This is a genomic window from Thermodiscus maritimus (genome assembly GCF_055382595.1).
Genome location: NZ_AP042434.1, coordinates 441,081 through 465,362, shown reverse-complemented (window position 1 = coordinate 465,362; position 24,282 = coordinate 441,081). Strand labels below are relative to the sequence as shown.

The 24,282-nt window shown below is 55.7% G+C and carries 23 protein-coding genes, 3 tRNA genes and 3 pseudogenes; 8 read left to right on the top strand and 21 right to left on the bottom strand.

What is annotated here, in order from left to right; all coding sequences use genetic code 11:
* Positions 1–144: 144 nt before the first annotated feature.
* From ACZ47H_RS02530 to ACZ47H_RS02520, 3 genes are all read right to left on the bottom strand, one after another.
* Positions 145–675 carry a cob(I)yrinic acid a,c-diamide adenosyltransferase gene (locus ACZ47H_RS02530; RefSeq protein WP_464933631.1) on the bottom strand — a complete coding sequence of 177 codons (531 nt, stop codon included), beginning with the start codon at positions 673–675 and terminating at the stop codon, positions 145–147.
* A 56-nt stretch (positions 676–731) separates the two neighbouring features.
* Positions 732–839: transfer RNA gene (locus ACZ47H_RS02525), tRNA-Thr, on the bottom strand.
* Between the two features lie 41 nt (positions 840–880).
* A complete protein-coding gene (locus ACZ47H_RS02520; RefSeq protein ID WP_464933630.1) occupies positions 881–1,528 on the bottom strand; it encodes an RNA ligase partner protein in 648 nt (215 codons plus the stop codon).
* A gap of 81 nt (positions 1,529–1,609) precedes the next feature.
* Here ACZ47H_RS02520 and ACZ47H_RS02515 point away from each other — a divergent pair, with 81 nt between their 5' ends.
* A complete protein-coding gene (locus ACZ47H_RS02515) occupies positions 1,610–1,987 on the top strand; it encodes a hypothetical protein (protein ID WP_464933629.1) in 378 nt (125 codons plus the stop codon).
* Here the strand turns inward: ACZ47H_RS02515 and ACZ47H_RS02510 are convergent.
* From ACZ47H_RS02510 to ACZ47H_RS02495, 4 genes are all read right to left on the bottom strand, one after another.
* Positions 1,984–2,373: a helix-turn-helix domain-containing protein gene (locus ACZ47H_RS02510; RefSeq protein WP_464933628.1), complete on the bottom strand. Its 390-nt coding sequence runs from the start codon at positions 2,371–2,373 to the stop codon at positions 1,984–1,986. The two genes, ACZ47H_RS02515 and ACZ47H_RS02510, sit on opposite strands and share 4 nt — an antisense overlap.
* 56 nt (positions 2,374–2,429) lie before the next feature.
* Positions 2,430–3,641, bottom strand: coding sequence for an aminotransferase-like domain-containing protein (locus ACZ47H_RS02505; protein WP_464933627.1), 1,212 nt, complete (start codon positions 3,639–3,641; stop codon positions 2,430–2,432).
* A 91-nt stretch (positions 3,642–3,732) separates the two neighbouring features.
* Complete coding sequence (locus ACZ47H_RS02500) at positions 3,733–4,761, bottom strand: type II glyceraldehyde-3-phosphate dehydrogenase (protein WP_464933626.1); 1,029 nt, start codon at positions 4,759–4,761, stop codon at positions 3,733–3,735.
* A gap of 5 nt (positions 4,762–4,766) precedes the next feature.
* The gene (locus tag ACZ47H_RS02495; RefSeq protein WP_464933625.1) at positions 4,767–6,011 is read right to left on the bottom strand and encodes a phosphoglycerate kinase; all 1,245 of its coding nucleotides are present in this window, start codon (positions 6,009–6,011) and stop codon (positions 4,767–4,769) included.
* Positions 6,012–6,120: 109 nt separating this feature from the next.
* Here ACZ47H_RS02495 and ACZ47H_RS02490 point away from each other — a divergent pair, with 109 nt between their 5' ends.
* Both ACZ47H_RS02490 and ACZ47H_RS02485 read left to right on the top strand, forming a co-directional pair.
* Positions 6,121–6,606 (top strand): MBL fold metallo-hydrolase, encoded by a 486-nt coding sequence (locus tag ACZ47H_RS02490; protein ID WP_464933624.1) that lies wholly within the window; start codon positions 6,121–6,123, stop codon positions 6,604–6,606.
* Positions 6,607–6,611: 5 nt separating this feature from the next.
* Complete coding sequence (locus ACZ47H_RS02485; protein WP_464933623.1) at positions 6,612–6,779, top strand: hypothetical protein; 168 nt, start codon at positions 6,612–6,614, stop codon at positions 6,777–6,779.
* An 8-nt stretch (positions 6,780–6,787) separates the two neighbouring features.
* Here ACZ47H_RS02485 and ACZ47H_RS02480 read toward each other — a convergent pair.
* The 4 genes from ACZ47H_RS02480 to ACZ47H_RS02465 form a co-directional block, all read right to left on the bottom strand.
* Positions 6,788–6,876 (bottom strand) — tRNA-Ser (locus ACZ47H_RS02480).
* 66 nt (positions 6,877–6,942) lie between these two features.
* On the bottom strand, positions 6,943–7,257 hold the full coding sequence (gene rpsJ / locus ACZ47H_RS02475) for a 30S ribosomal protein S10 (RefSeq protein ID WP_464933622.1): 315 nt from the start codon (positions 7,255–7,257) through the stop codon (positions 6,943–6,945).
* A 147-nt stretch (positions 7,258–7,404) separates the two neighbouring features.
* Complete coding sequence (gene tuf, locus ACZ47H_RS02470; protein ID WP_464933621.1) at positions 7,405–8,718, bottom strand: translation elongation factor EF-1 subunit alpha; 1,314 nt, start codon at positions 8,716–8,718, stop codon at positions 7,405–7,407.
* 101 nt (positions 8,719–8,819) lie between these two features.
* The gene (locus ACZ47H_RS02465) at positions 8,820–9,431 is read right to left on the bottom strand and encodes a 30S ribosomal protein S7 (protein WP_464933620.1); all 612 of its coding nucleotides are present in this window, start codon (positions 9,429–9,431) and stop codon (positions 8,820–8,822) included.
* A gap of 135 nt (positions 9,432–9,566) precedes the next feature.
* On the opposite strand from ACZ47H_RS02465, the gene ACZ47H_RS02460 reads away from it, so the two are divergent.
* Entirely contained in the window at positions 9,567–10,067 is a 501-nt protein-coding gene (locus ACZ47H_RS02460; protein ID WP_464933928.1) for a bifunctional nuclease family protein, read from the top strand.
* Between the two features lie 11 nt (positions 10,068–10,078).
* Here ACZ47H_RS02460 and ACZ47H_RS02455 read toward each other — a convergent pair whose 3' ends face one another.
* The 7 genes and pseudogenes from ACZ47H_RS02455 to ACZ47H_RS02425 all read right to left on the bottom strand — a co-directional run bounded on the left by ACZ47H_RS02455 (position 10,079) and on the right by ACZ47H_RS02425 (position 19,086).
* Entirely contained in the window at positions 10,079–10,522 is a 444-nt protein-coding gene (locus tag ACZ47H_RS02455) for a 30S ribosomal protein S12 (protein ID WP_464933619.1), read from the bottom strand.
* A gap of 64 nt (positions 10,523–10,586) precedes the next feature.
* Positions 10,587–11,018 carry a NusA-like transcription termination signal-binding factor gene (locus ACZ47H_RS02450; protein WP_464933618.1) on the bottom strand — a complete coding sequence of 144 codons (432 nt, stop codon included), beginning with the start codon at positions 11,016–11,018 and terminating at the stop codon, positions 10,587–10,589.
* Between the two features lie 11 nt (positions 11,019–11,029).
* Positions 11,030–11,332, bottom strand: a complete 303-nt coding sequence (locus tag ACZ47H_RS02445) for a 50S ribosomal protein L30e (protein ID WP_464933617.1) — start codon at positions 11,330–11,332, stop codon at positions 11,030–11,032.
* 18 nt (positions 11,333–11,350) lie between these two features.
* Positions 11,351–12,596: pseudogene (gene rpoA2, locus ACZ47H_RS02440) on the bottom strand (DNA-directed RNA polymerase subunit A'').
* A 7-nt stretch (positions 12,597–12,603) separates the two neighbouring features.
* Positions 12,604–15,253: pseudogene (rpoA1, locus tag ACZ47H_RS02435) on the bottom strand (DNA-directed RNA polymerase subunit A').
* A gap of 6 nt (positions 15,254–15,259) precedes the next feature.
* A pseudogene (locus tag ACZ47H_RS02430) lies at positions 15,260–18,788 on the bottom strand (DNA-directed RNA polymerase subunit B).
* 37 nt (positions 18,789–18,825) lie between these two features.
* Positions 18,826–19,086, bottom strand: a complete 261-nt coding sequence (locus ACZ47H_RS02425) for a DNA-directed RNA polymerase subunit H (RefSeq protein WP_464933616.1) — start codon at positions 19,084–19,086, stop codon at positions 18,826–18,828.
* A 185-nt stretch (positions 19,087–19,271) separates the two neighbouring features.
* Between ACZ47H_RS02425 and ACZ47H_RS02420 the strand changes: the two genes are divergently transcribed.
* Together ACZ47H_RS02420 and ACZ47H_RS02415 are read left to right on the top strand one after the other, a co-directional pair.
* A tRNA-Lys gene (locus ACZ47H_RS02420) sits at positions 19,272–19,383 on the top strand.
* A gap of 71 nt (positions 19,384–19,454) precedes the next feature.
* Positions 19,455–20,165: a DUF357 domain-containing protein gene (locus ACZ47H_RS02415; protein WP_464933615.1), complete on the top strand. Its 711-nt coding sequence runs from the start codon at positions 19,455–19,457 to the stop codon at positions 20,163–20,165.
* On the opposite strand, the gene ACZ47H_RS02410 is transcribed toward ACZ47H_RS02415, so the two are convergent.
* Both ACZ47H_RS02410 and ACZ47H_RS02405 read right to left on the bottom strand, forming a co-directional pair.
* On the bottom strand, positions 20,122–20,880 hold the full coding sequence (locus ACZ47H_RS02410) for an endonuclease V (RefSeq protein WP_464933614.1): 759 nt from the start codon (positions 20,878–20,880) through the stop codon (positions 20,122–20,124). The two genes, ACZ47H_RS02415 and ACZ47H_RS02410, sit on opposite strands and share 44 nt — an antisense overlap.
* Before the next feature lie 5 nt (positions 20,881–20,885).
* Positions 20,886–21,545, bottom strand: a complete 660-nt coding sequence (locus ACZ47H_RS02405) for an Ntn hydrolase family protein (RefSeq protein ID WP_464933613.1) — start codon at positions 21,543–21,545, stop codon at positions 20,886–20,888.
* A 148-nt stretch (positions 21,546–21,693) separates the two neighbouring features.
* Here ACZ47H_RS02405 and ACZ47H_RS02400 point away from each other — a divergent pair, with 148 nt between their 5' ends.
* Positions 21,694–22,188, top strand: coding sequence for a TFIIB-type zinc ribbon-containing protein (locus ACZ47H_RS02400; RefSeq protein ID WP_464933612.1), 495 nt, complete (start codon positions 21,694–21,696; stop codon positions 22,186–22,188).
* A complete protein-coding gene (locus ACZ47H_RS02395) occupies positions 22,185–23,222 on the top strand; it encodes an NOG1 family protein (RefSeq protein WP_464933611.1) in 1,038 nt (345 codons plus the stop codon). The genes ACZ47H_RS02400 and ACZ47H_RS02395 overlap by 4 nt, the downstream gene beginning before the upstream one ends.
* Here the strand turns inward: ACZ47H_RS02395 and rtcA are convergent.
* Positions 23,194–24,258, bottom strand: a complete 1,065-nt coding sequence (gene rtcA, locus ACZ47H_RS02390; protein ID WP_464933610.1) for an RNA 3'-terminal phosphate cyclase — start codon at positions 24,256–24,258, stop codon at positions 23,194–23,196. The two genes, ACZ47H_RS02395 and rtcA, sit on opposite strands and share 29 nt — an antisense overlap.
* Between the last annotated feature and the right edge of the window lie 24 nt (positions 24,259–24,282).

Here is a 24,282-nt window from a genome sequence, read left to right as displayed (position 1 = left end):
CCTTTAAACATGTATAGCAGTGTCTTCCTAAATAGGGTTAACAGTCTAATTACCATGTTATCTGGGAGGGGGCCGATGACAGGTACGCCATCGCCCAACCCCACCCTTGGGGGATGGGGGCGCCCGTCCCCAGGAGGCCCCCCTTTACAAGTACTTCAACCCGGATCCCCGAGCCTGTACGCCCACTGCTACGGCGAATAATGCGTCGCTGAGCCTGTTCAACGTCTTCAACGCCAGCTTAACCCTCTCCTCTCCCGCCTTGAACTCCACCCCGGATCTAGCCGCTGCTACAAGCCTCCTCTCAGCCCTCCTCACTATACTCCTAGCCACATGTATGTGGGATGAGCACTTGTCGCCGCCGGGGAGTATGAAGCCCTTGAGCTCAACCCCCTCCATGTACTCGTCTACGATCTCCTCGAGGCGTTGCACCTGGTCCTCGCCAACCTCCGTGTAGCCGGCTAGGGAGAATCCTATGTTGAAGAGGAGCCTCTGCATCTCCTCAAGCAGGGATTTCTCGCGGCCACCGCAGTAGGCGGCTGCCAGCCCCAGGAAGCTGTTCGCCTCATCCAGCGCGCCCATGAACTCTATTAGGGGGTGGTCTTTAGGGACCCTGGAGGAGAGGGCTGCACAGTACGTTGTACCCTCGTCACCAGTCCTAGTATATATGCGGGGCACAGGGTCTTCACCCTTGAGGACTACGGTGTTGCCGGCCTCGTTATAAAATGGGGGCGTGGAGCCGCCGGCGGGATTCGAACCCGCGACCACCGGCTCTCCCGCGACCTCGGAGTGTGTATCAAGACCGTTACGAGGCCGGCGCTCTACCGCTGAGCTACGGCGGCCCCCAAGAGAATGGTCTAGGATGCCGTGGTGATTTAATCCTTTACCGTCCCCCCGGCTCGCCCGCCCGGTCTACTGAGGAGATCATTCTCCTCAGCATGTTCACGAAGTCCACGGGATCCACTACTATTATACCCAATTGCTCCCCCAGCCTCCTAATCCCCGCATCACTTGTAACTATTATCCCCTTCAACTCCATTGCGAGGAGTATAGTATCTAGATCCTCCACGCTGTCCACAAGCCCCTTACGGGTCGCCTCCCGATACTTGTCCCTCAAATCCCTTATCGACTCGCCTATACAGGGTTCCCCAGCCTCATAGCACTCCTTCGCAGCCCTTCTCAACGCAGTCTCAGCGACGCGGAGGCCCTTGAACAGCCTCCTCCTAATATCTGCAACGTATTCTGAGAAGACACTAGCCGGTATCTGGAGGCTTAGCTTGTCGGGGGCCTTCACCGTAATCCAGGCCGCCAGCTCCTGTATAGTGTCGAGGCTAACCTGGTTCCCAATAAGGATCCTCCTAAGCTCGCTCCAGGTCAAGGGGGTCATATAGAATCGCGCCTGGAGCCTAAGCCTCGCCTCCCTGATCAGCTCCGCTATCTTAGAGACTACCCCCTCAAGGTCGTTGACGCCGAGAGCCCTCCTCAGCCTCACCTCAGTTATGCTTGTCGTGTCGAGCACGAAGATATCCAACACTTGCACCTCGAAGCTTCATCCCTGGGGGGCACATTATTAGAGGTAGAGTCGAGACTGCTAAAAACGGTGCACACCACATTGGAGGAGAAGCCCAAGCTACCCCCATTCGCCTCGGGAAGGATAGCGGGGAGCTACAGCCTCCTCTTCGAGTACTGGAGGGTTGCGAGGGAGAGGGGTAGGGAGGACCTAGTCGAGAAGGCTATGCTGAGCGATGAAGACTATAGGAGGCTCCGCGAGATAGCCTCCCAGGGGGAGCGGGTGAGGCTCACCGATCTCCTCGACGAGCTAGTAGACTACTTCATGGAGAGAGTGGATGAAGAACTAGCAGGTGAGGCTGCGGGGAGGCTGGGGTACCGTATCAGCGGTAGTGATGCGAGGAGGCTCATCGCGAGACTCCTAGCTAGCTGGCTCGTCGAGGCCGGGGAGTACTGGAACATAATCCGGATCAAGTCCTAGCTCCTGTGAGCGGTTGATAGGCCCGCGGCGAGCGCCAGCTTCGCCCTCCCCACTATACCCGATAGGCGGGAGACGCTGGAGGCTGAGGCGAGATCCTTGTCAGTTAGGAGTTTGAGCAGAGCCTCCAGCTCGCCCGCCAGGTCCTCTAATATGATATCCCCGACCTCCGACAGCCCGAGCTCCCCTGCAAGCTCAATAGCCCTCAATACGACAGCATCTCTTGGAGTAGATTTACCCGTAAGGTACTTGTGTACCGCTGCAACCGTGACTCCGAGGCCTTCAGCGAGCTGCCTATAGCTCAGCTCCCCGGCTAGGACTTCTATTATCCTCCTCCTAGCCCACGGGCTTATTATGGCTACACCGGTCCTCGGCCTTAGAGCTTCCATGACCATCCTCCAAGAAGTTAACCGTGTAGGCTTGGAGGGGAAAAAGGGGGGTAGGCTTACTTTCCAAGCTTGTCCTTTACGAGCCGGGCTATCCTCCTTACTCCCTCAGCTATCTGCTCCTTGGAGGGGTAGCTGAAGTTCAGCCTCATAGTGTTCTTTTTCTTGGAGACTGGGAAGAAGCTCTCGCCGGGCACGTATGCTACCCTGTACTTCTCGATCGCCTCAAGCATGAGGGCCTTCATATCGATCTCTCCGTTAACGTATACCATTGTGAAGAAGCCGCCCACCGGCCTAGTCCACTCCGCTAGACCAGTCATGTGCTCGTCTAGGGAATTCATCATCACGTCTCTCTTCTCCTTGTAGAGGCTCCTGGCCCTCTCTATAGTTGCATCTACAATCCCCTTCCTTATCGCCTCCATGACTATGTACTGTGAGAGGGTGGCGGTGTGGAGGTCCACCGCCTGCTTCGCCAGCTCAATATAGCTTATTAGATCCCTTGGGCCTAGGACCCACCCTACACGCAAGCCTGGCGAGAGTATCTTGCTGAAAGTGGACGTGTAAATCACCCTCCCACTCTTATCGAGGCTCTTAAGATAGTCCACATTAACTGGCTCGAACGTGAAGAAGCTGTACGGGTCATCCTCTATGATCAGGAAGTCGTACTGCTCAGCCAGCTCTATGAGGTGCCTCCTCCTCTCCTGGCTCATAGTTGAGCCGCTTGGGTTCTGGGATGTCGGGACCAGGTATGCCAGCTTAGGCCTCTTCTCATCCCTACCCATACTTTTGAGCCTCTCCTCTAAGACGTCTGTCTGCATCCCCTCGCTATCCACCGGTATTGCTTCAAAGACGGCTCCATGCTCCCTGAACACATTCACCGCAGCCAGATAGGTGGGTTCCTCAACGATCACCTTATCCCCCGGATCCACCAGCACCCTCGCCGCTAGGAATAGGGCCTCCTGGCTCCCAGTTGTAACGATTACATCGTCGCCTGGATCAACCCTGATCCCCTTGGATGCTGCGAAGTCCTTCAAGACCTCCCTGAACTCCGTCACGCCCGCTGTGGGAGAGTACTGGAGAGCGCGCTCGCCCCTCTCCGCTATAACCTCCCTGGCTATATCGGCCAGCCTGGGATCAAACACCTTGGGGTCCGGGAGGCCCCCTGCCAGGCTTATGACGTCCTTTCCCTCGGTTAGCTTTAGAAGCTCCCTTATCTCTGAAGCCCTGAAGAGAGACGTTCTTTTAGAGGCGAATCTACTATATCCATCCACGAGAATCCCCCATATCATTTAATACCTCTTGCAAGATTAAAGAGGTAGATCATAAAGAGGATAATGGGATACGCGTGGGCTCCTCCACCCATCACCAGAGAGACTTTGTAACTCCAAGAACCGAGTCGGTCTCCCTTATCGCCTTCTCCGGGTCCCTCTCCAGGCCTGTCATCGCCTTTATCGCATCAATATTCTCCGGGACAACTATCGACTCCTGGTGGACTGCCTGGAAGAATACCAGCTCGCGCCCCTCAACGTGCACAGTGTCCTCGAATACTACGAGCTCTGGTATGTCGTATCTGGGCCGTGATTCCCTGGCTGCCTCTACAAGCTGGGCGGTCGACTTTATCCCGGTCGCCTCACTCGATACTAGCATTATCCTGGGAGCTTCCCTGAGGGCTTCCAGCACCTCGCTGCGGGACGCCTCCCTCCTCAGTATAACTGTCAGGTGGTGTACATGCATCAAGGTGGTAGGCACAACTACGGCGGCGGTCCAAATATCGAGCCACGGCAGCACTGCCTTCACGTCTAAAGCGTGGTGGCTCGGCAGCCTGGGCGGGTTTAGGACTATGCTGTTCACGGGCCCCCTCTTGATCTCTTTGGGATCCGCAGCCCTCCTTATCAGGGTGGCTCTAACCTTCTCCACTCCGAATGCCTTGTTGAGGGTGCATATTGCTCTCAGCAACCCCGTCGTGTTGCAGGATACTACTCGCAGGCTCCTCTTACCAATACCCTCCTCATAGTTGCATAGGCTGCTGAAGGATGCCTCAGCGACCTCCGCCTTCTCCCCACCCTGAAATATCGCCTTTACACCACGCTCCTCGTATATTGGCTTGTACTTGGCCCCGACTCCTCCGGGAGTCGCATCTACTATGACGTCCACCCTATCCAAGAGCTCCCCCAGGGTCCCTGCCACCTTTACTCCAGCCTTCTCGAAGGCCTGCAGCGAGTCTTCGTCTGGAGCGTATACGGGAATACCCCTAGCCAACGCTTGGAGGGCGGCGTAGTCGGGGCTCCTCTTTACAACCCCGACAAGCTCGAGCCCCTCTATCCTTGCAACTGCCGCGGCGATCCTCTTACCGATCGTCCCGTAGCCGTTCACTCCAACCCTGACAGCCACGAGGATCACCCCCTAAAGTACTTCTCATACGAGCTAGCTAAAGACTCTAATCCAGGAAGCCTCCTATTAGCCAGGAAGTATAGTAGGGCGCCCCCACCAGTGCTAATGTGGCCAACCCTCCTCCTAAGCTCCTCCGGGAGCTCTGATAGGATTGCGTTGAAGTGCCCCCCGCCGAATATTGTGAAGGCGTTAGACCTCAACGCGATCTCGACGAGCTCTCTGGTACCCCTTCGGAAGCGGGGGTCCTCGATAACCCCTGCGGGACCCCTCATAACGATCATCTTGGCGCTCATCAGCTTCCAGGAATAGTACTCTATCGTGGACGGGCCGATATCCTTCGGGGCCCCCTCTATACTCGATGAATCCACGAGCTCCACGTCACCGTCGATCTCAGCGTAGAAGTCGAGGGGGACCCTTATCGGGGCTCCAGACGAGAGGAGGCTCCTGGCTATCTCAACAGTCCCCTCATCAACCTTCGACCTTACAAGCTCCTCCGCCTCCCCAATCTTGACCCCAGAGACTAGGAGGAAGAGGAGTGCGACCAGCCCCGTGGTTAGGATCTCGTCGGCTACTCCGGCTTCGACAACGTGCTTGATCACCTTCACCGTATCCTTAACCTTCGCCCCTCCCAGCACGAACACCTTGGGCCTCTCCCCTTTCGAGAGAACCCTTGATAGTGTTACGACCTCTAGCTCCATAAGCCTCCCAGCTACGCTTGGAAGCACCATGGGGAACCCGACTATACTTGCCTGGCTTCTATGAGCTGTGGCGAATGCATCGTTTACGTAATAGTCTACTAGCTTGGAGAGTGTTGAAACCATTATGCCCCTACCGTGAACCTCTGGAGGAGCCTCCACATAGTCCTCGCTTATGATCCTAGTATTATCAAGCAGGAGGATCTCTCCCGGCTCCAGCTCCTTTATCCTCCTCTGGGCCTCCGGGCCTATCACGTCGGGCACGTAGCCTATACTCTTCCCGAGCAGCCTCGAGAGAACCTCCGCGTGCCTCTCCAGCCGGGTGAAATCCTTGCCCGTCGGCCTGCCCTGGTGGCTCATCAATACCACTGCTGCCTCTTTGTCGACTAGCTCCCTGATCGTTTTAAGGTGGGATCGGAACCGTGTATCGTCAAGTATTTCACCCGTAGAGGGCTCGATCGGGGAGTTGATGTCGATCCTAACAAGCACCTTCCTCCCCTTAACGGATACGTCGTCGAGGGTCCCGATCTTCTTATCGAGATAATCGATAGGCACCTGAACCCCCGGAGACAAAAAGCCGTAGCCTCGGAAATTAAGATTTATCAAATTAACCCGCATACAATTATAGCCTCCCCTCCCCCAGCTACTCCTACAGGTGGGTTGTGTGGCTGGAAAGCTTAGGGTTGAGTGGTTCGGCCACTCATACTTCACGGTAGCCTACGAGGACTATACTATAGCTATAGACCCCCATGATGGGGGGAGCCTTAACCTGCCAGAGTATAGGGTGAGAGCCGACGCTGTGCTTGTGACGCATAACCACTACGATCACAACGCTGTGGAGATGGTTGAGGCAGGGGAAGTCGTGAGGTGGAGGAGGGGCCGCTTCCGCCTTGGACCCTTCACTGTAGAGGGGGTGCTGAGCTATCATGACAAGTCCCGGGGGGAGCTTAGAGGCGAGAACACCCTATACAGGCTGGAGGCGGGACCCTATACTATAGTCCATGCAGGTGACCTCGGCCACGTTCCTGGAGAGGAGCTTCTTCAAAAGCTGAGGGGAGCCTCGATCCTCATGATCCCGGTTGGGGGAGTATACACTATAGATGCTGAGGAAGCATGGGAGATCATCTCTAAACGCAGCCGAGCCTCGTAATACCCATGCACTACTGGGTCCCCTACTCAACGCTGCCACTCGACCCCCTCGACAAGTTCCTAGCACTATCTAAGGCGAGGAGGATCCGGCTCGACAGCAGGGTCCTTGAGGTGGGTGAGGGCGAGCTCCCCGAGAAGACTACTATTGTTGTGTTCCCACCGCCTACTCCTTGAAGAACTAGTGGCGCCGGGGGCGGGATTCGAACCCGCGCCCCCCGTATGGGGGAACGGGTCTCCAGCCCGTCCCCTTGGTCCGCTCGGGCACCCCGGCGCCCGTCCTGTCCAGCATAGGATTCCTGTAGGGGAGGTTTTATATAGGATTCAGCCTGGTTGAGGGTTACCCCCTCACCTGTTTGATCTCGATCCTCACGTTGCGGGGGATCTGGATCCTCATGAGCCTCCTCAATACCCTCTCGTCGGCTGCAAGGTCTATGATGCGTTTATGTATCTTCATCTCCCAGTGCTCCCAGTACTTGCTGCCCTCACCATGGGGCAGCCTGAATATTGGCACCTCGAGCCTCTTCGTGGGCAGAGGGATGGGGCCCCTTATCGGTGCTCCCGTCTTCTTTGCTATCTCCCGTATCTGCTCCACCACCTGCTGGAGGCTCTTCACGTCCGTGCTCCATAGGTAGATCCTTATCTTGAACGCCATCCTTCTTCTCCACCCGTAACCGTAGATGGCTTGTGCTCCAGGTTATAAAGTAAATGCTCGCGGTGCGAGAATATAGGAATAGAATATATTGTTTTAAAGATTAGGGGTTTGTCTTAATTATAAAATGTTGATTGAATGAGTGGGGGGTTACTTCTTCCTTATCTCCACCTGTGCTGGCTTGACGTCGGTTATGATGCCGATACCGATGGTCCTGTTCATGTCTCTCATGGCGAACCTTCCTAGTGCGGGGAAGTCGCTGAACTTCTCAACTACCATCGGCTTGACCGGCTTGAACCTCACTATTGCGACGTCGCCGGGCTTGAGGAACTGCGGCTTCTCCTCCACCACCTTACCGGTCCTGGGGTCGAGCTTGGCCAGTATCTCAACCATCCTTGCGCTGACGCTCGCGGTGTGAGCGTGTATGACTGGCGTGTACCCTGGCGCGATGGCGCTTGGGTGCCAGATCACGAATATCCTAGCTGTGAACTCCTCCGCTACAGTCGGCGGGTTGTCTGGGTGGCCTGCCACGTCTCCCCTCCTTATGTCGTTCTTGCTCACGCCCCTGACTGCGAAGCCAATGTTGTCTCCTGGCTCAGCCTTCTCAAGGTCCTGGTAGTGCATCTGTATGCTCCTAACCTCTCCTATCACTCCCGGCGGCATGAAGATTACCTTGTCGCCTACTCTCAGCACTCCGGTCTCGACCCTGCCTACTGGCACGGTGCCTGCTCCTGGGATCGAGTACACGTTCTGTATGGGTATCCTCATGGGCTTGTCTACTGGCTTTGCCGGCGGCTGCAGCTGGTCTAGGGCCTCTACTAGTGTCGGCCCCTTGTACCATGGCATGTTGGGGCTCCTCTCGATGAGGTTGTCTCCCTTCCATGCGCTGACAGGTATGAAGGGTATCTGGTCTACCTTGAATCCTAGGCCCTTCATGAACTTCTTGAGTATGTTGGCTATCTGTTCGTACCTCTTCTGGTCGTAGTTGACGTCGGGCGCGTCCATCTTGTTTACCGCCACTATTACCTGCTCAATACCCATCGTCTTGGCTAGGAGGAGGTGCTCTCTAGTCTGGCCCTCGGGGCTCATTCCAGCCTCGAACTCTCCCTTCCTAGCCGATACAACGAGTATTGCTGCGTCCGCCTGGCTCGCGCCGGTGATCATGTTCTTTACGAAATCCCTGTGTCCGGGTGCGTCGATTATTGTGAACACGTAGTTCTTGGTCTCGAACTTCATGAAGGTGAGGTCGATCGTTATACCCCTGTCGCGCTCCTCCTTCATCTTGTCGAGGATCCATGCGAACTTGAAGCTCTCCTTACCCTTAGCCTTCGCCTGCTCCTCTAGCTCCTTCAGCTTCTTCTCCTCGATGAGGCCAAGCCTGAAGAGCAGGTGGCCTACTAGGGTGCTCTTTCCATGGTCTACGTGACCTATTACCACTAGGTTCATGTGCGGCTTCTCGGGCATTCCCTATACACCCCATAGCTACATCTAGCGCCGATTTGGAGGTTGTATTGGAAGGAGTTAAAAAGGCACCGTTTCAGTGGAGTAGGTGTGGGACCAGGAGGCTACCTGGAGCTGAGGGCGATCCTCTCGATCTCCTCCTTCTGCCTTATCGCGTGGCTCTGCGGGTCGCTCCTCGAAGCGAGGATTATCTCCTCCGCAAGGCACTCCTCGATCGGCTTGGGGTTGTTGAATGCACAGTTCCTCGCCCCCTCTGCCAGGAACCTGAGGGCTAAGTCAACCCTCCTCTGGGGCGAGACGTTTACGGAGACCCTGTATGTTATTCCACCGTATACGATCCTGGTGGTCTCCTCCCTTGGGGCGGCGTTCTCGATGGCCCTAACGAGGACCTGTATCGGGTTCTCCCCTGTCTCGAGGTAGATTATGTCGAATGCGGTCTTCACTATGTTGTAGGCTAGGTGCTTCTTGCCCCCATTCCTGCCAGGCCTCATGAGCTGGTTGATCAGCCTCTCCACTATAGGTACCTGGCTCTTAGCGAACCTCCTGTGCTCGTGGCGGCCGCCGGTGTGGGGGATCCATATTGGCCTTAGACTGATATACCTCTTAAGCCCGGGGTCCCTTACCTCAACCCCCACCCAGCTCCACTTGCCGAATAGCCTTATCGAGTCAGCCCTTACCTCTATTCCCTCCGGGAGGGTATACTCGTCCGCCGACACTTCCATCCAGCACCCTTAAACCCAGGCCTCTCCCCGACCCTTATAAACTTCCACTGGAAATCATAAGCGTAGCCAATTAGTTGATAAGCCTTAGTTCGGAAAGCCTATACCCAGCCGTGGGTGACAGGGTTGAGCGTGTTGCGCAGGGTCGTCGATATCGCGCCGATATACCAGGTGGTCTACGGCGACGATGATAACTATATAGTAATAGGTGGGAGAGGCAGGCTCCCTATAGGCATCCGCCTCTACCTGGAGGGGAACGACATTTTCGAGATGTACTATGTCCCCCCAGAGGTCGTGGATGCTCTGGAGATGATAAAGGAGGGGAACCCTCCGCCTCGCAGGCAGAGCCTATTCTCTCTCCTCGCCTTCCACGATGAGTTCAGGAGGATGATAGAGGAGAGCCTCGATAAGATAGTGATAGACGAGTACGATGAATCCACCGGAGTCTATACTGCTACAGCACACTTCGAGTCGGATGGAGTACATGTCAGTATAAAGATGATCCCCAGCCACGCCGTCTTCCTAGCGCTGGTTGCGGGGAAGCCCATCTATGTGACGCAGGAGTTAGTCGATATCTCCCAGGATATAGGCGATGATGAAGAGGATGAGGGGGAGGATGGAGAGGTCTGGTAGCTCTCCCACACCTACCTCCTAGGCTTCTGCTTCTTACCGAGCCACAGCGCCTTCAGTGAGACTCCGTTGACCATTACCACCTTGTACCTTACACCGGGGATGTCTCCCATCGATCTTCCCCTAGGACCCCCTATACCCTCGATGATCACCTCGTCGTGCTCGTCTATGTAGAGTATTCCACCGTCCCTGGGCACGAATGCAGTGACAACCTTCTTGTTCTTTACGAGCTGTACCCTGACGCACTTTCTAAGAGCCGAGTTCGGCTGCCTAGCCTCTACTCCAACCTTCTCGAGAACAATACCTCTAGCCATGGGGGCGCCTTCGAGGGGGTCGTACTTCTTCTTTAGACCGAGCCTCCTCCTCTTGAACTCTAGCTGGCTCCACCTGAACTTCATCCTCTTCTTCCTAAGCTTCCTAGCCGCGAATAATCCTACAGGCGACTTCTTACCGGTCATCCCTACTACCCTCCCTGCCATGTAAGGGTAGGGTCTTTAAAAACTAATCGCGGAGGGTCCCTGGCTACCTTATAACTACACTTGATACGCCGTAGAGCTTTTGGAGGACTAGACGGGCCCTCTTTATATTCCTACCCTCCTTCCCGATAGCCCTCCCTTTATCCTCCTCTGCAACCCTCACCACTACCTGTTTCTCACCGTTCCTCTCGTTCACTGTTATGCCTAGGATCTTCACGGAGGGGAATAGGTTTCTCACCATCGACTCCAGGTCCTCGGCGTAGGGGACTATCTCAATGTTCTTCTTGAGGAGGCTCCTCAAGAGTTTAACGTTCTTCCCGCCCCTACCGATAGCCTTGCCCACATCGGTGTCTTTGACGAGGAATATGAGCTTGTTATTGTCGTCGTCCATTATACACCTTATCCCGAGCGCGCCGGTCAGCTCCTCGAGAATTGAAAGATACCTTAGCTCTTCCGGGGTTATCCGTTCCTCTACCATCCCCAGCCCTCCTATCCTACGAGTTCGAGTATTCTCGACGAGCCCTCATCTACTACTCCTATCAGGGATACCACGAATGGTTTTCCAAGCGCGTGGCCCAGCTCATCGCTGGTTCCATCGTACTCGATCACTGGGGTCCCTCCTAGCCTGGCGTAGTATTGGACTCTCCTCTTAATCTCGGGCGGGGTGTTCTTAGCCATAATCACCAGTTTTACCTTTCCCAGCTTGAGTAGTTTTAGGGTCTCCCTGGTTCCGAGCACATACTCTCCGGTCCTTATCAGGTTCCTTAGCTCCCTCTCTACTGAGAGCGACATCCATGCTCACCCGTCCATCTACTCTTCCTTAACAGCCTCTACCTTCCTCCCGGTCTCACGGGATTTTAACCATACTACGATTCCGGTGCCTACTGGAGGGGGCTGGCCTATTATAGTCTTTTCTGAGACGCCGACGAGCCTCTCGTATTCTCCCGTAGCCGCTGCATCGTATAGGTTCTTCACTGTTACCTCGAATACTGCTCTTGCTAGGGGGCTCTCCTTCTCGCCGGCGACGCCGAGCCTTCCGATCTGGCGGATCTTGCCTGTGAAGGTCATCAGGTCTGCTACTAGCATGATGTGCCTTATGTCTACGTTGAGTCCAGAGTCTTGGAGCACCCTCTGGATCTCCCTTATGATCGCGTTCCTAGCCGCCTCTATACCTAGGACCTCGGCTATCTCGTGGATGTTGTTTGTGGTCGTCCTCCTATGGTCTACACCCCTCACTCTCAGTACTTCGGCGAGATTGCTTCCCTCGGTTACTATGTAGTATTCCTTGACTTGTTTTCCGTCTACCTCTTTCTCCTCAGCCTGTATGACTGCTCTCTTTATCCCCTTGATCCCCTTCAGGTAGATCTTCCTTATCTTGTTCTCTATCTCCCGGTAGACGCCTGGATCATAATAGTACTCTGGGGGCAGGAACTTCTCGGAGACTGTGAGCGTTATAACATATGGGTCGTCGGTGGTGGATACCTCTCCCAGCTTGCTTCTCTCTAGCGCCTCGATTACCTTCTCGACGGTGACACCCTTATCCTCGAGCTGCTCTGGGTCTAGAACTATAGTGAACTCGTTGCTTCCCTGGAAGTATTCTATCTCGCTCACTACAGCGTCGAGCACCGTGTACTGGATCCTCCTAGCTATCTCCTTAGCCTTCTCCTCGTCATACTTGTGCTTCTCGTCTAGGTATATTGTCATCATGGGGGTTGAGGGCTCCCTCCTCGCATCTATGATCTCTATAAGCCTGGGGAGTCCTAGGGTGACGTTCGAACTCGACTATTCCAGCGTAGTGGAACGTTCTGAGAGTCATCTGGGTTCCGGGCTCTCCTATAGATTGTGCGGCAACGGTGCCGACGGGTTCTCCGGGCTGTACTAGCGCTTTAATGTATGTGATTATGGCGTCTCTCACTATGTAGATCTTCTGTTTCTCGTTTAGCTTATCATTGTCTAGCACCTTCTCCTTTATCTCCTCATATTTGCTCTTGGGTAGTACTCTTCTAGCTATGTCCGCTAGGGTTTCAAGGTCGTCTACGAATATATTGTACGCCATTCCAGCATCACCTCACGTGCGAGTACTTCTCTATAAGCCTGTCCACGTCCACGGGGTCCCCGTGGTAGGTCTTCATCGGGTCAACCCCGTCTTCCCCGTATTTTATCTGTATCAGGTTGCCGTAGGCGTCTCTGACCGTGCCGTCATGCAGTACCACGAGGTCGTTTAGAGCGTTTATCAGCCTCCTCTGCATGTATCCGCTCTGGCTGGTCTTGACAGCCGTGTCTACTAGTCCCTCTCTTCCAGCGGCTACGTGGAAGAAGACCTCGGTGGGCCTTAGACCATAGCGGAAGTTGCCCTTAACGAATCCCTTAGCCTCTGGGGATAGGTCTCCTGGGGGGAAGTGGGCTAGCGTCCTCTTCCTGAAGCCCCTATGGATCCTCTTACCCCTAACCACCTGCTGTCCCAGCATGGCGACCATCTGGGCGATGTTTGTCTCGCTGCCTCTGGCACCTGTCCTCGCCATTATGAAGACGTCGTTGAATGGGTCCATGTAGTTGACGGCGACCTCCTGGCTCTTCCTGAAGAGCTCCTGCAGCCTATTGATGATCTTTATCTCGAGGCTCTCCTCCAGAGTCCTACCGGGTATCGGCTCGAGCTTGCCCTCGTGGAACTCCTTTATCATCTCGGCTATCTCCTTCTTAGCCTCTTCAATAAGCTTGGCTATCTCATCTCTAGCCTCCCTGGGTATGTCGACGTTCTGAGAGGCTGAGGCTGAGGCCTCTCAGCTCCAGCATTTTTATGAAGGACTTGTACAGCGTGTCTAGGAGCTCACGTGCCTTTTCATTACCGTATTCGAGCGCGATTATATGGAGGACGTCGTTGGGCTGCTCCGCTCCTATAGCGCTCTTATCGAAGACTCCCATGAGCAGCTTTCCATTCCTTATCACGATGTACGAGTCGTTGAAGCAGTCGTAGTTGTCGCATGCGAGTGGGCCAGCGTTGATCTTAGCCCTGCCCTCGTAGGAGAAGTCTTCCGGCAGGAAGAGGCTCACCACCTGCTTGCCTGTCCAGAGCTTCCTGGGGTGGAGGATGGCGGGTTCTGGCAGGTCTCCCTTGTAGCCGGCCTTCGAGAGTAGCTCTAAGACCTGCTCCTCGGTTAGGAGCCTCGACTTTACAGTCATTAGGTATGCTCCGCTGATGTAATCTTGCCTCCCGCCTATGATGGGGCCTCCATACCTTGGAGTGTTTATGTTCTTCTCTACTAGGAGGATCTCCTCAGCCTCAGCTACGGCCTCCTCGAACCTTGGAACGTGGAGGTTCATCTCGTCACCGTCGAAGTCGGCGTTGTATGGCGGGCATACCAGCGGGTTCAGCCTGAAGGTCTTGCCCGCCATCAACCTTACCCTGTGGGCTAGTATGGACATCCTGTGGAGGCTTGGCTGCCTATTGAATAACACTATGTCCCCGTTGAGCAGGTGCCTCTCTACTATGTCTCCTACCTCGAGGCTCTCTGCGAGCTGCTTGTGGTTCCTGTGGTATCTCAGGTCTATCTTCGTCCTGGTCCTAGCCTTTATCACATATGTTGCTCCCGGCCACTTGTAGGGGCCGTTCAAAACATACCTCCTTGCCTCCTCAATGTTCTCTGGCGTCACCCTCATGGGATAGGTTAGTATCATTGCTATATCGATCGGGACCCCAACCTCGTTTATACTTATCTCGGGGTCAGGGCTGATCACGGTCCTAGCGGAGTAGTTGACCCTCTTACCGGAGAGGTTGCCCCTGAGCCTCCCCTCCTTACCCTTCAGCCTCTGCGCGAGGGTCTTGAGGGGCCTTCCACCCCTATGATGGATCACGACCACGTTGGGGAGCTCGTTATCTATGTAGGCGGCGACTGTTTGCTGCAGTGTTATCCATGAGTCCTCCACCATAGTCTCCGGAGCGCTCGTTGCTAGATAGTGCTTTAGCCTCTCATTCTGCCTTATGATCTCGACTAGGGCGTGGGTTAGGTCGTCCTCCGACTTGAGCCCGGTCTCGAGGGTGATCGGAGGCCTAACAGCTAGCGGCGGCACTGGGAGGACTGTCGCGACCATCCACTCGGGCCTCGAGTACTCGGGGTCGAGGCCTAGGAGCTCGGCATCATCGTTTCGGACCTTCTCAAGCCTATCCCTTATCTCGATGGGGGTTAGCCTAACTTCTCCTTCAGGCCTCTCCTCGTAGAAGATGACTGGCCTGATATACCTTATACGGTACTGGCGGGCACCACAGTGGGGGCACACGCTGTTCTGAGCCGCCTGCTTCCTAACCTCCTTCACGAAGTTCGATGCCAGCTGGGGCCAGCGATTCTTAAGAGTCCTCAGGATCCTGAGCATCCTCTTAGCCTGTTCCTCGGGTAGAAGTATCCTGCTACAGGAGCGGCAGGTTGCCTGGAGGACAGCGTTGACGTGGTCGCTGTAGTAGGGTATCACCACCGGCCTTGCGAGGTCAATCTTACCGAAGTGTCCGGGGCAAGCGTCCCTCCTATTACCGCATACCGGGCAAGTCTCGCCAGGCTCTATTGCTCCGAAGTGCGGGTCCCTCGGGCCTCCCATAACAGGGGTTCCATCGGACTCGTACAGCTCGGGCCTTGTCACCGTGACACGGGCCATCCTCGAGATCTCGTGGGGTGGGAGGACACCGAACTTAATCCCGCTTAGAATATATCTCTCCTCGCTCACACCCAATCACCCCCTACTGGCTTCCCCCTTACCATCCTTCCCGTTCCCGCGGAGGCTCCTCTGGAGGAGGGATGCCTGGAAGCCTGGGAGCTTGTTCAACACGTCTATCTTACTGTTCACGATCAGCCTGGGCTTCACGAACATGCTAGTTACCTCTTGGAGGAGGAGCTTGAAGGCGTAAGGCACTATCACGGGCCTCACGTCGCCGTCCTCTTCATGTATAGGGCACTCATACACGCCCCTCCTCGCATTATACCATGCTATATGGCCGCACTTGCTGCATACCAGCATCTCGTACTTGTCGCTGTTGAAGAGCATCCTATCCCTCAACAGGGCGGTGGCGCCGTGGCCTATGAGGCAGTCCCTCTCCATCTCACCAAACCTGAGGCCTCCCTGCCTCGCCTTACCCTCTGTCGGCTGTCTTGTGAGGAGCTGCACCTTACCGGTAGCCCTTGCATGCATCTTGTCGCTTACCATATGGTATAGCCTCTGGTAGAAGGTGACCCCGATCGTTATGGGCCTCTCGATTCTCCTGCCAGTCCTCCCATCATACATTATCTCGCGGGCGTTGGGGTCGTAGCCCCTCTTTACCAGCTCGAGCCGCAGCCCGTCTATATCCTCCTTATAGAAGGGGGTGCCGTCGATGTAGCTGGCCTTCAATGCTCCAACCTTCCCAGCGATCGTCTCTCAGCAGCTGGCCGACGGTCATTCTGGAGGGTATGGCGTGCGGGTTCAGTATGACGTCCGGAACGATCCCGTCCTCCGTGTAGGGGAGGTCGTAGCGTGGGAGGAGTATGCCTATTACTCCCTTCTGCCCGTGCCTGCTAGCGAACTTGTCGCCGATCTCCGGTATCCTCTGCTCCCTAACCCTAACCTTTACGAGCTTGAAGCCGTCTATGTTCTGGGTTAGGATTACAGTGTCGACTACGCCGCGCTCCCCATACCTTAGCTGGACACTAGTGTCCCTCCTCACTAGGGAGGTTGAGACCATGACTCGCTCCTCGCCTATGAACCTTGGCGGGCTGACCTTTCCAATGAGGACGTCGCCGCCCTCAACTTCAACCTCTGGATCCACGATCCCGTCGGGGCCCAGCTTCCGGTAGTACTCGTCGCCCTTATGGTCTAGCAGGTTGGGCTCCGGCACCCTTATCTCGTCCATCGCTCCTCCAGCGTAGAGGTTCTGCACCGCAGTGTATACTCGGAAGAAGTGGGCTCTCGCGAGGCCGAAGTCTATGCTGGACTTGTTGAATACTAGGGCGTCCTCCATGTTATAGCCCATGTAGGCCATTAGAGCCACTACCATATTCTGGCCCGCAGGCCTCTCATTATAGCCTATGAGCTCTAGGGTGCGGGTCTGGACTATTGGCTTCTGCGGGTAGTGGAGTAGGTAAGCGTGGCTGTCAGCCCTATACTTGAAGTTCAACGCGTAGAGGCCGAGGGCCTGCTTGGCCATAGCCGACTGGTACGTGTTCCTCGGGCTCTGGTTGTGCTCCATGTATGGTATGGTTGCTGCGGCTACACCTACTATGCCGTGGACCCATAGCTCCAGGTGGGTGTGGTCCCTTGTGATATCCTCTGGGAACTCCGCGATGTAGGCGTTCTCCTCCTCGTCCGGGTCTAGGAACTCTATGACACCCTCCTTCACCAGGTCCCAGAAGGATATCTCGCCTCTCCTCAGCTTCTCCACGTGCTCTTTGGTCAGCTTAGGCTTCCCGTTCTCGACGACTATAAGGGGTCTCATGAGCCTGCCTTCATCAGTGTTGACGTAGACTTCATTATAGTACTCGGTCTGTATGTGGGCCACGTTCACCTCATAGTGGATCTTGCCCTGCCTCCTAAGCCTCCTTATCTCCTCGGCCAGCCTCTTACCGTCAGGGTGGAAGCCTATAGGCCTCCCGTTTAGGAATACCTTAGCCCCCGTCTCCATGATCTCCGGTGGCTCCCCATTAGCCACCGCCTCATCGACTACCTTCTTTATCGGGACAACACCCATCTTGTAGAGGAGCTGCTCAACGCCCTCCTCGGGTACTCCCACGGAGATGTAGGCTAGGAGCGCCAGGTTCTTCACGAGGCCACAGTTGATCCCCTCTGGGGTCTCGAATGGGCACAGCCTAGCCCAGTGGGTGCCGTGGAGGTCTCTCGCCTCCAAGTGCACCTGGCCCCTGCTGAGGGGCGAGATGACCCTCCTCAAGTGGCTGTGGAGGCTTATCCAGTTAGTCCTGTCGAGGGCCTGGCTTACACCGGTCCTATCCCTCCCCCAGTTCCCAGTGGCTAGCGCGGTCCTCAGCTTGTCCGATATGACGTCGGGCCTTATCACGTGTGATAGCTTAATCATGTTCGCCGGGCGCTGGGTGAGGAGCCTCTCCAGCTGCTGCTCTACCGAGTATACGAAGTTGTTGAGCGCATCCCTCAACACCTCCGCTAGGAGGTCTCCCGCGAGCCTCAGCCTCTTGTTCGAGTAGTGGTCCTTGTCGTCAGGGTCCCTCTTACCCAGGTAGAGCTGTAGCACCCTGTTAGCCATCTCGGCCAGGTAGAAGGCTTTCTTCTCCCTATCCTCCGGCCTCGTCCCAAGGTGCGGTAGGAACTGGGTGTCGAGGAACTCTAGGGCCCTCTCGATCCTCTTCTCCCTCGGCTGCCCGCTCGCGAGCCTGTTCCCAATATACTCGAGCGCCTCCTCCTGCGTCCTTATGGTGGCGGAGACCTTCTCGAAGCTTGTGATAAGCTCCCTATGTATGTCCGGGTCTGCTGAGACCGCGAATGCTATCCTTGGCTCCTCCACGAAGCCGAGGGCCCTCATGAGTACGACGAAGGGGACCCTCGCGTTTAGCCTTGACATCGACACCTCCAGGCTACCGTCGCTCATCCTGTCTACTATGACCTGCCTCCTAACACCCAGCATCGTGGAGACTACCTTGGCGGTATGGGTTATCTTAGCCGTTCCCGCCGCCGCTGGGCCAACAATTATCCGGTTGACTGCGAGATCCTCCTGGACAACGATAACCTTCTCGCTCCCATTAATTATAAAGTAGCCCCCCGGATCATAGGGGTCCTCCCCGATACTGATGAGTTCAAACTCCGACATCTTCGAGGTTGGGTCGATCTCTGACTTAACCATCACGGGGAAGTCTGCTATCTTGACCAGGTGCTTCTCCTTCTCAACACCATTAACTATGAGAGAAGCCTCAACGTAGAGGGGCGCCATGTAGGAGAGATTCCTGATCCTGCAGTCCAAGGGGTAGATCTTGGCCGCGTAGCCAGCCCCCTTAGCCTCCGGGGACCCCAGATATACTTTTCCAAGCTTAATCCTCACGTCAGGCAGTCCCACAGGGGATACTGGGGCGCGCCTTCTCCTAATCATACGCCACGCTGGAGCTATCTCACCTATCTCATCTATCATCTGCTGGATCTTGTATAATACCAGCTGGTTGTACGATGCTATATGCTGCTTCGCGAGACCCATGCCCTTAATGTAGGATTTGAAGACGTCCCATAGATCCTCCTTGCTCAATCCTGGATCCTTCTCTCCACTCCCCATAATACCCTCGCTCGTAGACACTACCCGACACCCCATGCTAGAATGCTACCACGATCCTATAGTACTCCGCTTCTCCAGCGGTTGGAGACTTCCTTATAATACGTATAATGTCTCCAGGCTTAGCCCCCAGCAGCTGAACGATAGGATCGTTTATACTGATTGCTGGGAGCCTATTAGGGGGTACTCCGAGCTTGCGAAGCACTTCCACCGCCTCCTCGAAGGAGAGGACTTCATGCTTAGGCACGAGCTCGTGCTCGAGTATCTTTTTACTAACCCTCCTCTTAGACCTGGATGGCAACCTTTACAAGCCCCCCATACTCCGCGCAGAAATATGGCTGGGTTAAATGGTTCTTATAGCCTTTACGCGACCCTCCACGCAACACGATTGTGGGCCCGTTCGATTCTTCACCAGGATCAATAACACTGATTGTAACACTTAAATCTATCCCGTGCTCATCGATACTGATAACTGGAGTGAGGGGAGGGCCCGTAGCTCAGCCAGGTTAGAGCGGCGGGCTTTTAGCGTGGAGGCGTGTCCTGGCCTCCGTCGGGGGAAACCCGTAGGTCCCGGGTTCGAATCCCGGCGGGCCCGCCACAAACCCCACAAAGAGGGCTCCTAATACTTTATACTCGGATAAGAGATTCCACCCTCCAAGGTTGACGCTAATGGAGCAGGGTAGGGTATGTGATAGGGCAGAAAGATATGCGAGAGGGGTGCTTGAGGCCCTCGATAAGGTCTCTGATCGGGTAGGGGAGGAGTACTCTAACCTGCTAGACGCTGCTAGAAGGTATGCTAGGGACGCCCTATACTATGTTGAGGCCGGCGACTGTGAGACCGCCCTCTCAGCCGCCTCCTACGCCGAGGGCCTCATAGACTCCCTCAAGTACACCGGTGTCCTGGAGCCCGAGTGGCCGAGTCTAGCGGTCGACGATAAGATCGTGTTCGTAGCGGGGACCTTCGACCTCATCCACCCAGGCCACATTGAACTATTAAGGTACTCCTCGAGGTATGGCAAGGTCCACGTTGTGATCGCCCGAGATAAGAATGTGGAGAAGGAGAAGGGGAAGAAGCCGGTCCTGGACGAGGAGACTAGGCTCCAAGTTATCTCCTCAATCAGGTACGTGTACAAAGCTATACTCGGGGACCCGGTGGATAAAATGAAGCCTCTAGAGTGGCTGAGGCCCGACGTGATAGTGCTAGGCCCCGACCAGCCATATGATCCAGAGAAGCTAGCCGACATCGTAGAGGAGAGGACTGGTAAGAGGCCAAGAGTCTACAGGTTCGAGGCGAAGAAGCCATTCTCAGGCGGCTTAATGGGTACTAGTGATATTATTAGGAGGATCTGTGAGGGAAGCTACTGCTCGAGCAATCAATAAACCCGGGACCGGCGCTGCTGGAGGCGATAAGCCTCCGCAGTTGCTTCGAGACTCTATCAGCTATCCTCGTGGGCTCGGGGAGCCTGTGGCCCCTCCTAAGCATCGATGCAACCAGGCTAGCGGCTGACGCAGGAGTGATCCTGTGGCCGGGGCTCACGTAGATCCTGGAGCCCCTCCCCGACTCCAGCACATATGCTATAACATTTCCTGACTCGTCTACGAGAACCCTCCTACCAGCCCTCTCCTCCTCCCTCCCGTAGAGCCGCTTCTTCGCCACTCCTATGGAGGGCTTATCCATAGCAATGCCGATATGACTTGCTATGCCGAGCCCCCTGGGATGCGCTATTCCATGGCCGTCGACCACGTATAGGTCTGCTCCAGCCTCCGCCTCTAACCTTATCACTGCTGGGGCCAGGAGGCTCATCTCCCTGAAGGCTAGGAGCCCCGGTATGTAGGGTATGCACGCCCACCCTACATAGGCTATGCAATGCTCAACTTTGAGGCTAGGATATGAGAGGAGGACTGCAACCCCCACTCCCATAGGGTCCCTGCCTCTCCGAGCATATGCTACGTCGAGGCCAGCCACCCTTCTTATGGGGCCATAAGCATCTCTAAGGATGAGCTTGGAGGCTAGGAGCCTCTGGGCCCTCATCGCCTTCTGGGGCGAGAACCTGGCTTCTATGCCCCTGCAGACTTCCCCAGAAGATTCTTCCAAGCCCGCTACACTTCCCCTCCGGCCTGCTCCTCCCTGGACTCGGCGATGCGGACTTCGAGCCTTATCCTCTTCTCCCTCACCCCATCCCTGGTGATGGAGAGTATATCGATCCCGTCACCGCTTCCAGCGTCTCTTATAATAGCGGTTTTCACAGCCCTCTCAACTATTGCCTCCGCCTCCTCTAGGCTTAGATCCTCCCTATAATTCGCCTCAAGGTAGCCTAGGGCTATAGTCGCCCCGCTGCCCACCGCCGCGTATGGCTCTTCAGTTATCGAGCCGAGCGAGTCTAGAACGTACAGCTTCGACTCCCCGCTCGGGTCTAGGCCCGCCACGATGGTCTCGACGTAGAATGGGAGCATCTTGTAAGAGTACATTATAAGGGAGAGCCTCTTAGCAACCATTAGCACGCTAGGCTCGGCATTATTGATTAAACTATAGCTCTTGATATCGGCTCGGAGCATTCTTATGAGCCCGCTTATGTCACCGTAGAGGCCCGCGAAGGCTATCCCAACCCTGTTGTTGATAGTATAGATCTTCTTAGCATTCCTGCTCATTATGAAGGTCCCATAGGACATCCTCCTATCAGTAGCCAGAACGACTCCATCCTTGACCCTCACACCCACGCTGGTCGCGCCGAAGTAGCTTGACACTCTAGGCACCCTCATTCAAGGATCGCCACCTTTAGAGCCAAATAAGTTACGTTCAATACCTGGAGTACTGCCACCTCGCACCCCTCCCCTCCCCCACCGTGATACCCTGTGTCCCGACAGCCTATGGAATACCGGGTGCAGCATTTCCCCCGGTGGGGATGGCGTGGAGAAGTGCCCCGTCTGCGGCTCTACACGGCTGGCGGTGAACCCTATAACTGGGGAGCTCGTATGCCAGGATTGCGGGACCGTTTTAGAGGAGAATCCCTTCGACGACACTCCCGTCCCCCCACACTACGATCCCTTACACCACCAGAAGAGGGCTAGGAGGGCTATGGTGGAGAGGCGCATGAGAGAGGTGATCTCCAGCCTAGACACTAGAAGGTGGGGCGAGCACCAGAGGAGCAGGGGCTTCGAGGAAGTCGACCAGGAGCTTATCAGTCAGTTGAAGACAGGGTTCCCCCCATACAGGATGCTGAGGAGGAGGACCCTTGCAGCAGTAGCAGTCTATGTGAGGGAGAGGAGCGAGGGAGCCTCTAAGACGGATGCATTAAAATCGGCCTCTAGGAGAACAGGGGTAAGCATGAGAACTCTTGAAAGGATAGTACGTGAATATAGGGACTGGATTGAAGAGGCTGTTAGAAGGGCTGCTAGAGGATGAAGAGCAGGCAAGCATACAGGGACCCCACAGCGGTCGCCGAGAAGATCCACGTCCCAACCTACGAGGAGATACTCGAGAGGATAAGATCGAGGTACCCCCGTAGGGCTAAGACCCTCTACGACAGGGAGGTGGCAGCGCTGCAGAGGACCCACGACATAGTGATATCGAAGACCGACTTCGTGAAGCAGCTGGCGGCGCTCCTAGACTTCCTCCATCCATTCTACTGGAGGCTTATCGAGATCGAGTTCGACAGGGACAGGATCCATAAAGCAGTCAAATGCATTAGCAGGGGGAGGAAGCTGGCGAGCAAGCTGTTCGAAAAGTACAGGTTCCTGCTAATGGCCGCCGAGAACAAGAGGGAGCTTGTTAACACGGGTAGGGAGGCTAGGGGGAGGATCCTCTCCCTCTTCAAGAAGTGCAGGAGGGAGCTGGACTACCTCCGAGACCTCGTAGTATTCATACAGAGGCTCCCCGCGATAGACGCTACCCTCCCAACCGTGATCGTGGCAGGCGCCCCCAGCAGCGGAAAGTCCACTCTCGTAGGAAACGCTACGAGGGCTAAGCCAAAGGTTGCAGTATACCCCTTCACAACAACAACGATACACATAGGCCACTACACCATGCCTAATGGCAAGATCCAGGTGATAGACACCCCGGGACTCCTGGACAGGCCAGTTGATGAGATGAACGAGATAGAGAGGAGGGCTGTCGCCGCCCTAAAGGAGCTTAATGGAATAATACTCTTCCTAGTCAACGTCAGCCCAAACGCCTACATGAGCGTTGAGAGACAGTTCGACCTCCTATCAAATGTTAGGCGGATAGCTCGGGGCAAGCCCATATACGTTGCCCTCAACAAGGTCGACAACCCCGACCCAGAGAGCCTCGAGGAGGCTAGGAAGAAGGCTCAGGTACTCCTCGGAGAGGGGGTGATCGAGGCGGTCTACGAGACCGTGGCCGCGGATAAGGAGAAGGTGTCCCGGCTAATGGAGTCGCTGGCCGAGGAGCTCACCTCGAAAGCCCAACGCCCCGGATAACTGCTTTGAATGGAGACTCCCCCGAGAGCTCCGCCTCGAAGCCCGGCACTATCATCTCTAGTAGCTTGAACACGGTCCTGGCGTGGCTCGTCAATCTAGCACCCGTATAAGATGAGACCCCGTCGGCTAGAGCCATGTACACGGGCACCATGTCTCCCGCGAACCTATCTATCCCCGCCCCCGTAGCGAGGTCTTCTAGAAGCTTGGATGCAGCCTCGCGTCCAACCTTCTCAGCAGGCTTACCGCGAGCCCCTAGACTGTCTGAGCCTAGAACGGTGTTCGAGGCTATACACCAGAGCGTGATCCCGCTGCCAGGCCCCAGGTGAGGGTCCCTCCCGGGCTCATACCATTCTATCTCGATAGAAGGCTTGACCCCAAGCCTCTCAATTATGAGGTCGGCGGCGGCTCTCGCCTGCCTCTCAGCCACATGCCTAGGGAGGCGGACAGCGTGGCTCCTCCCATAAACTCCCGTGATCTCCCCCCTAACAGTGAAGTCCACAGGCCTAAACCCACGCGGTGGGTCATCGATTCCTACTTCCACAATCCCGCCTCCACGTGGATAGTGCCCCCTCCTCCTAACCTCAACTGTGAACTCGTAGCCCATCCTCGACAAGAGCCTGGAGAGGACCTCTCTAACATAGTCTATGGTGGGCGACATTGGAACATCAGTGCCTCCAGTTAAGCGTAGACGGACAGGCCTGTCAGCATATGCTAGTGCTGGGAGGAGGGCCTGGAGAACTAGAGGTATGCTCCCTGCTGTCCCTATATCGAACCTGTAATCTCCACCCCTAACAGGGCCGGGCCAGAACTCAACCTCCATGCTCCCAACGCTAGCCCCCTTAACCCTAGCCCCCGTTATCGCTGCGAGAGCCTTCACAGCTGTAAGATGCTGGGGTCTCAGCCCCGGGTTCCTCCTCTTAGCCCTTATATTCACGACCCGAACCGGCCTCCCTGTAACCGCTGATATGGCGAGCGCGGTCCTCAGTATCTGTCCTCCTCCCTCACCCATAGAGCCATCAATCACTACCGGCTCCACTCCCAGGCTCACCTCCAAGAGCCA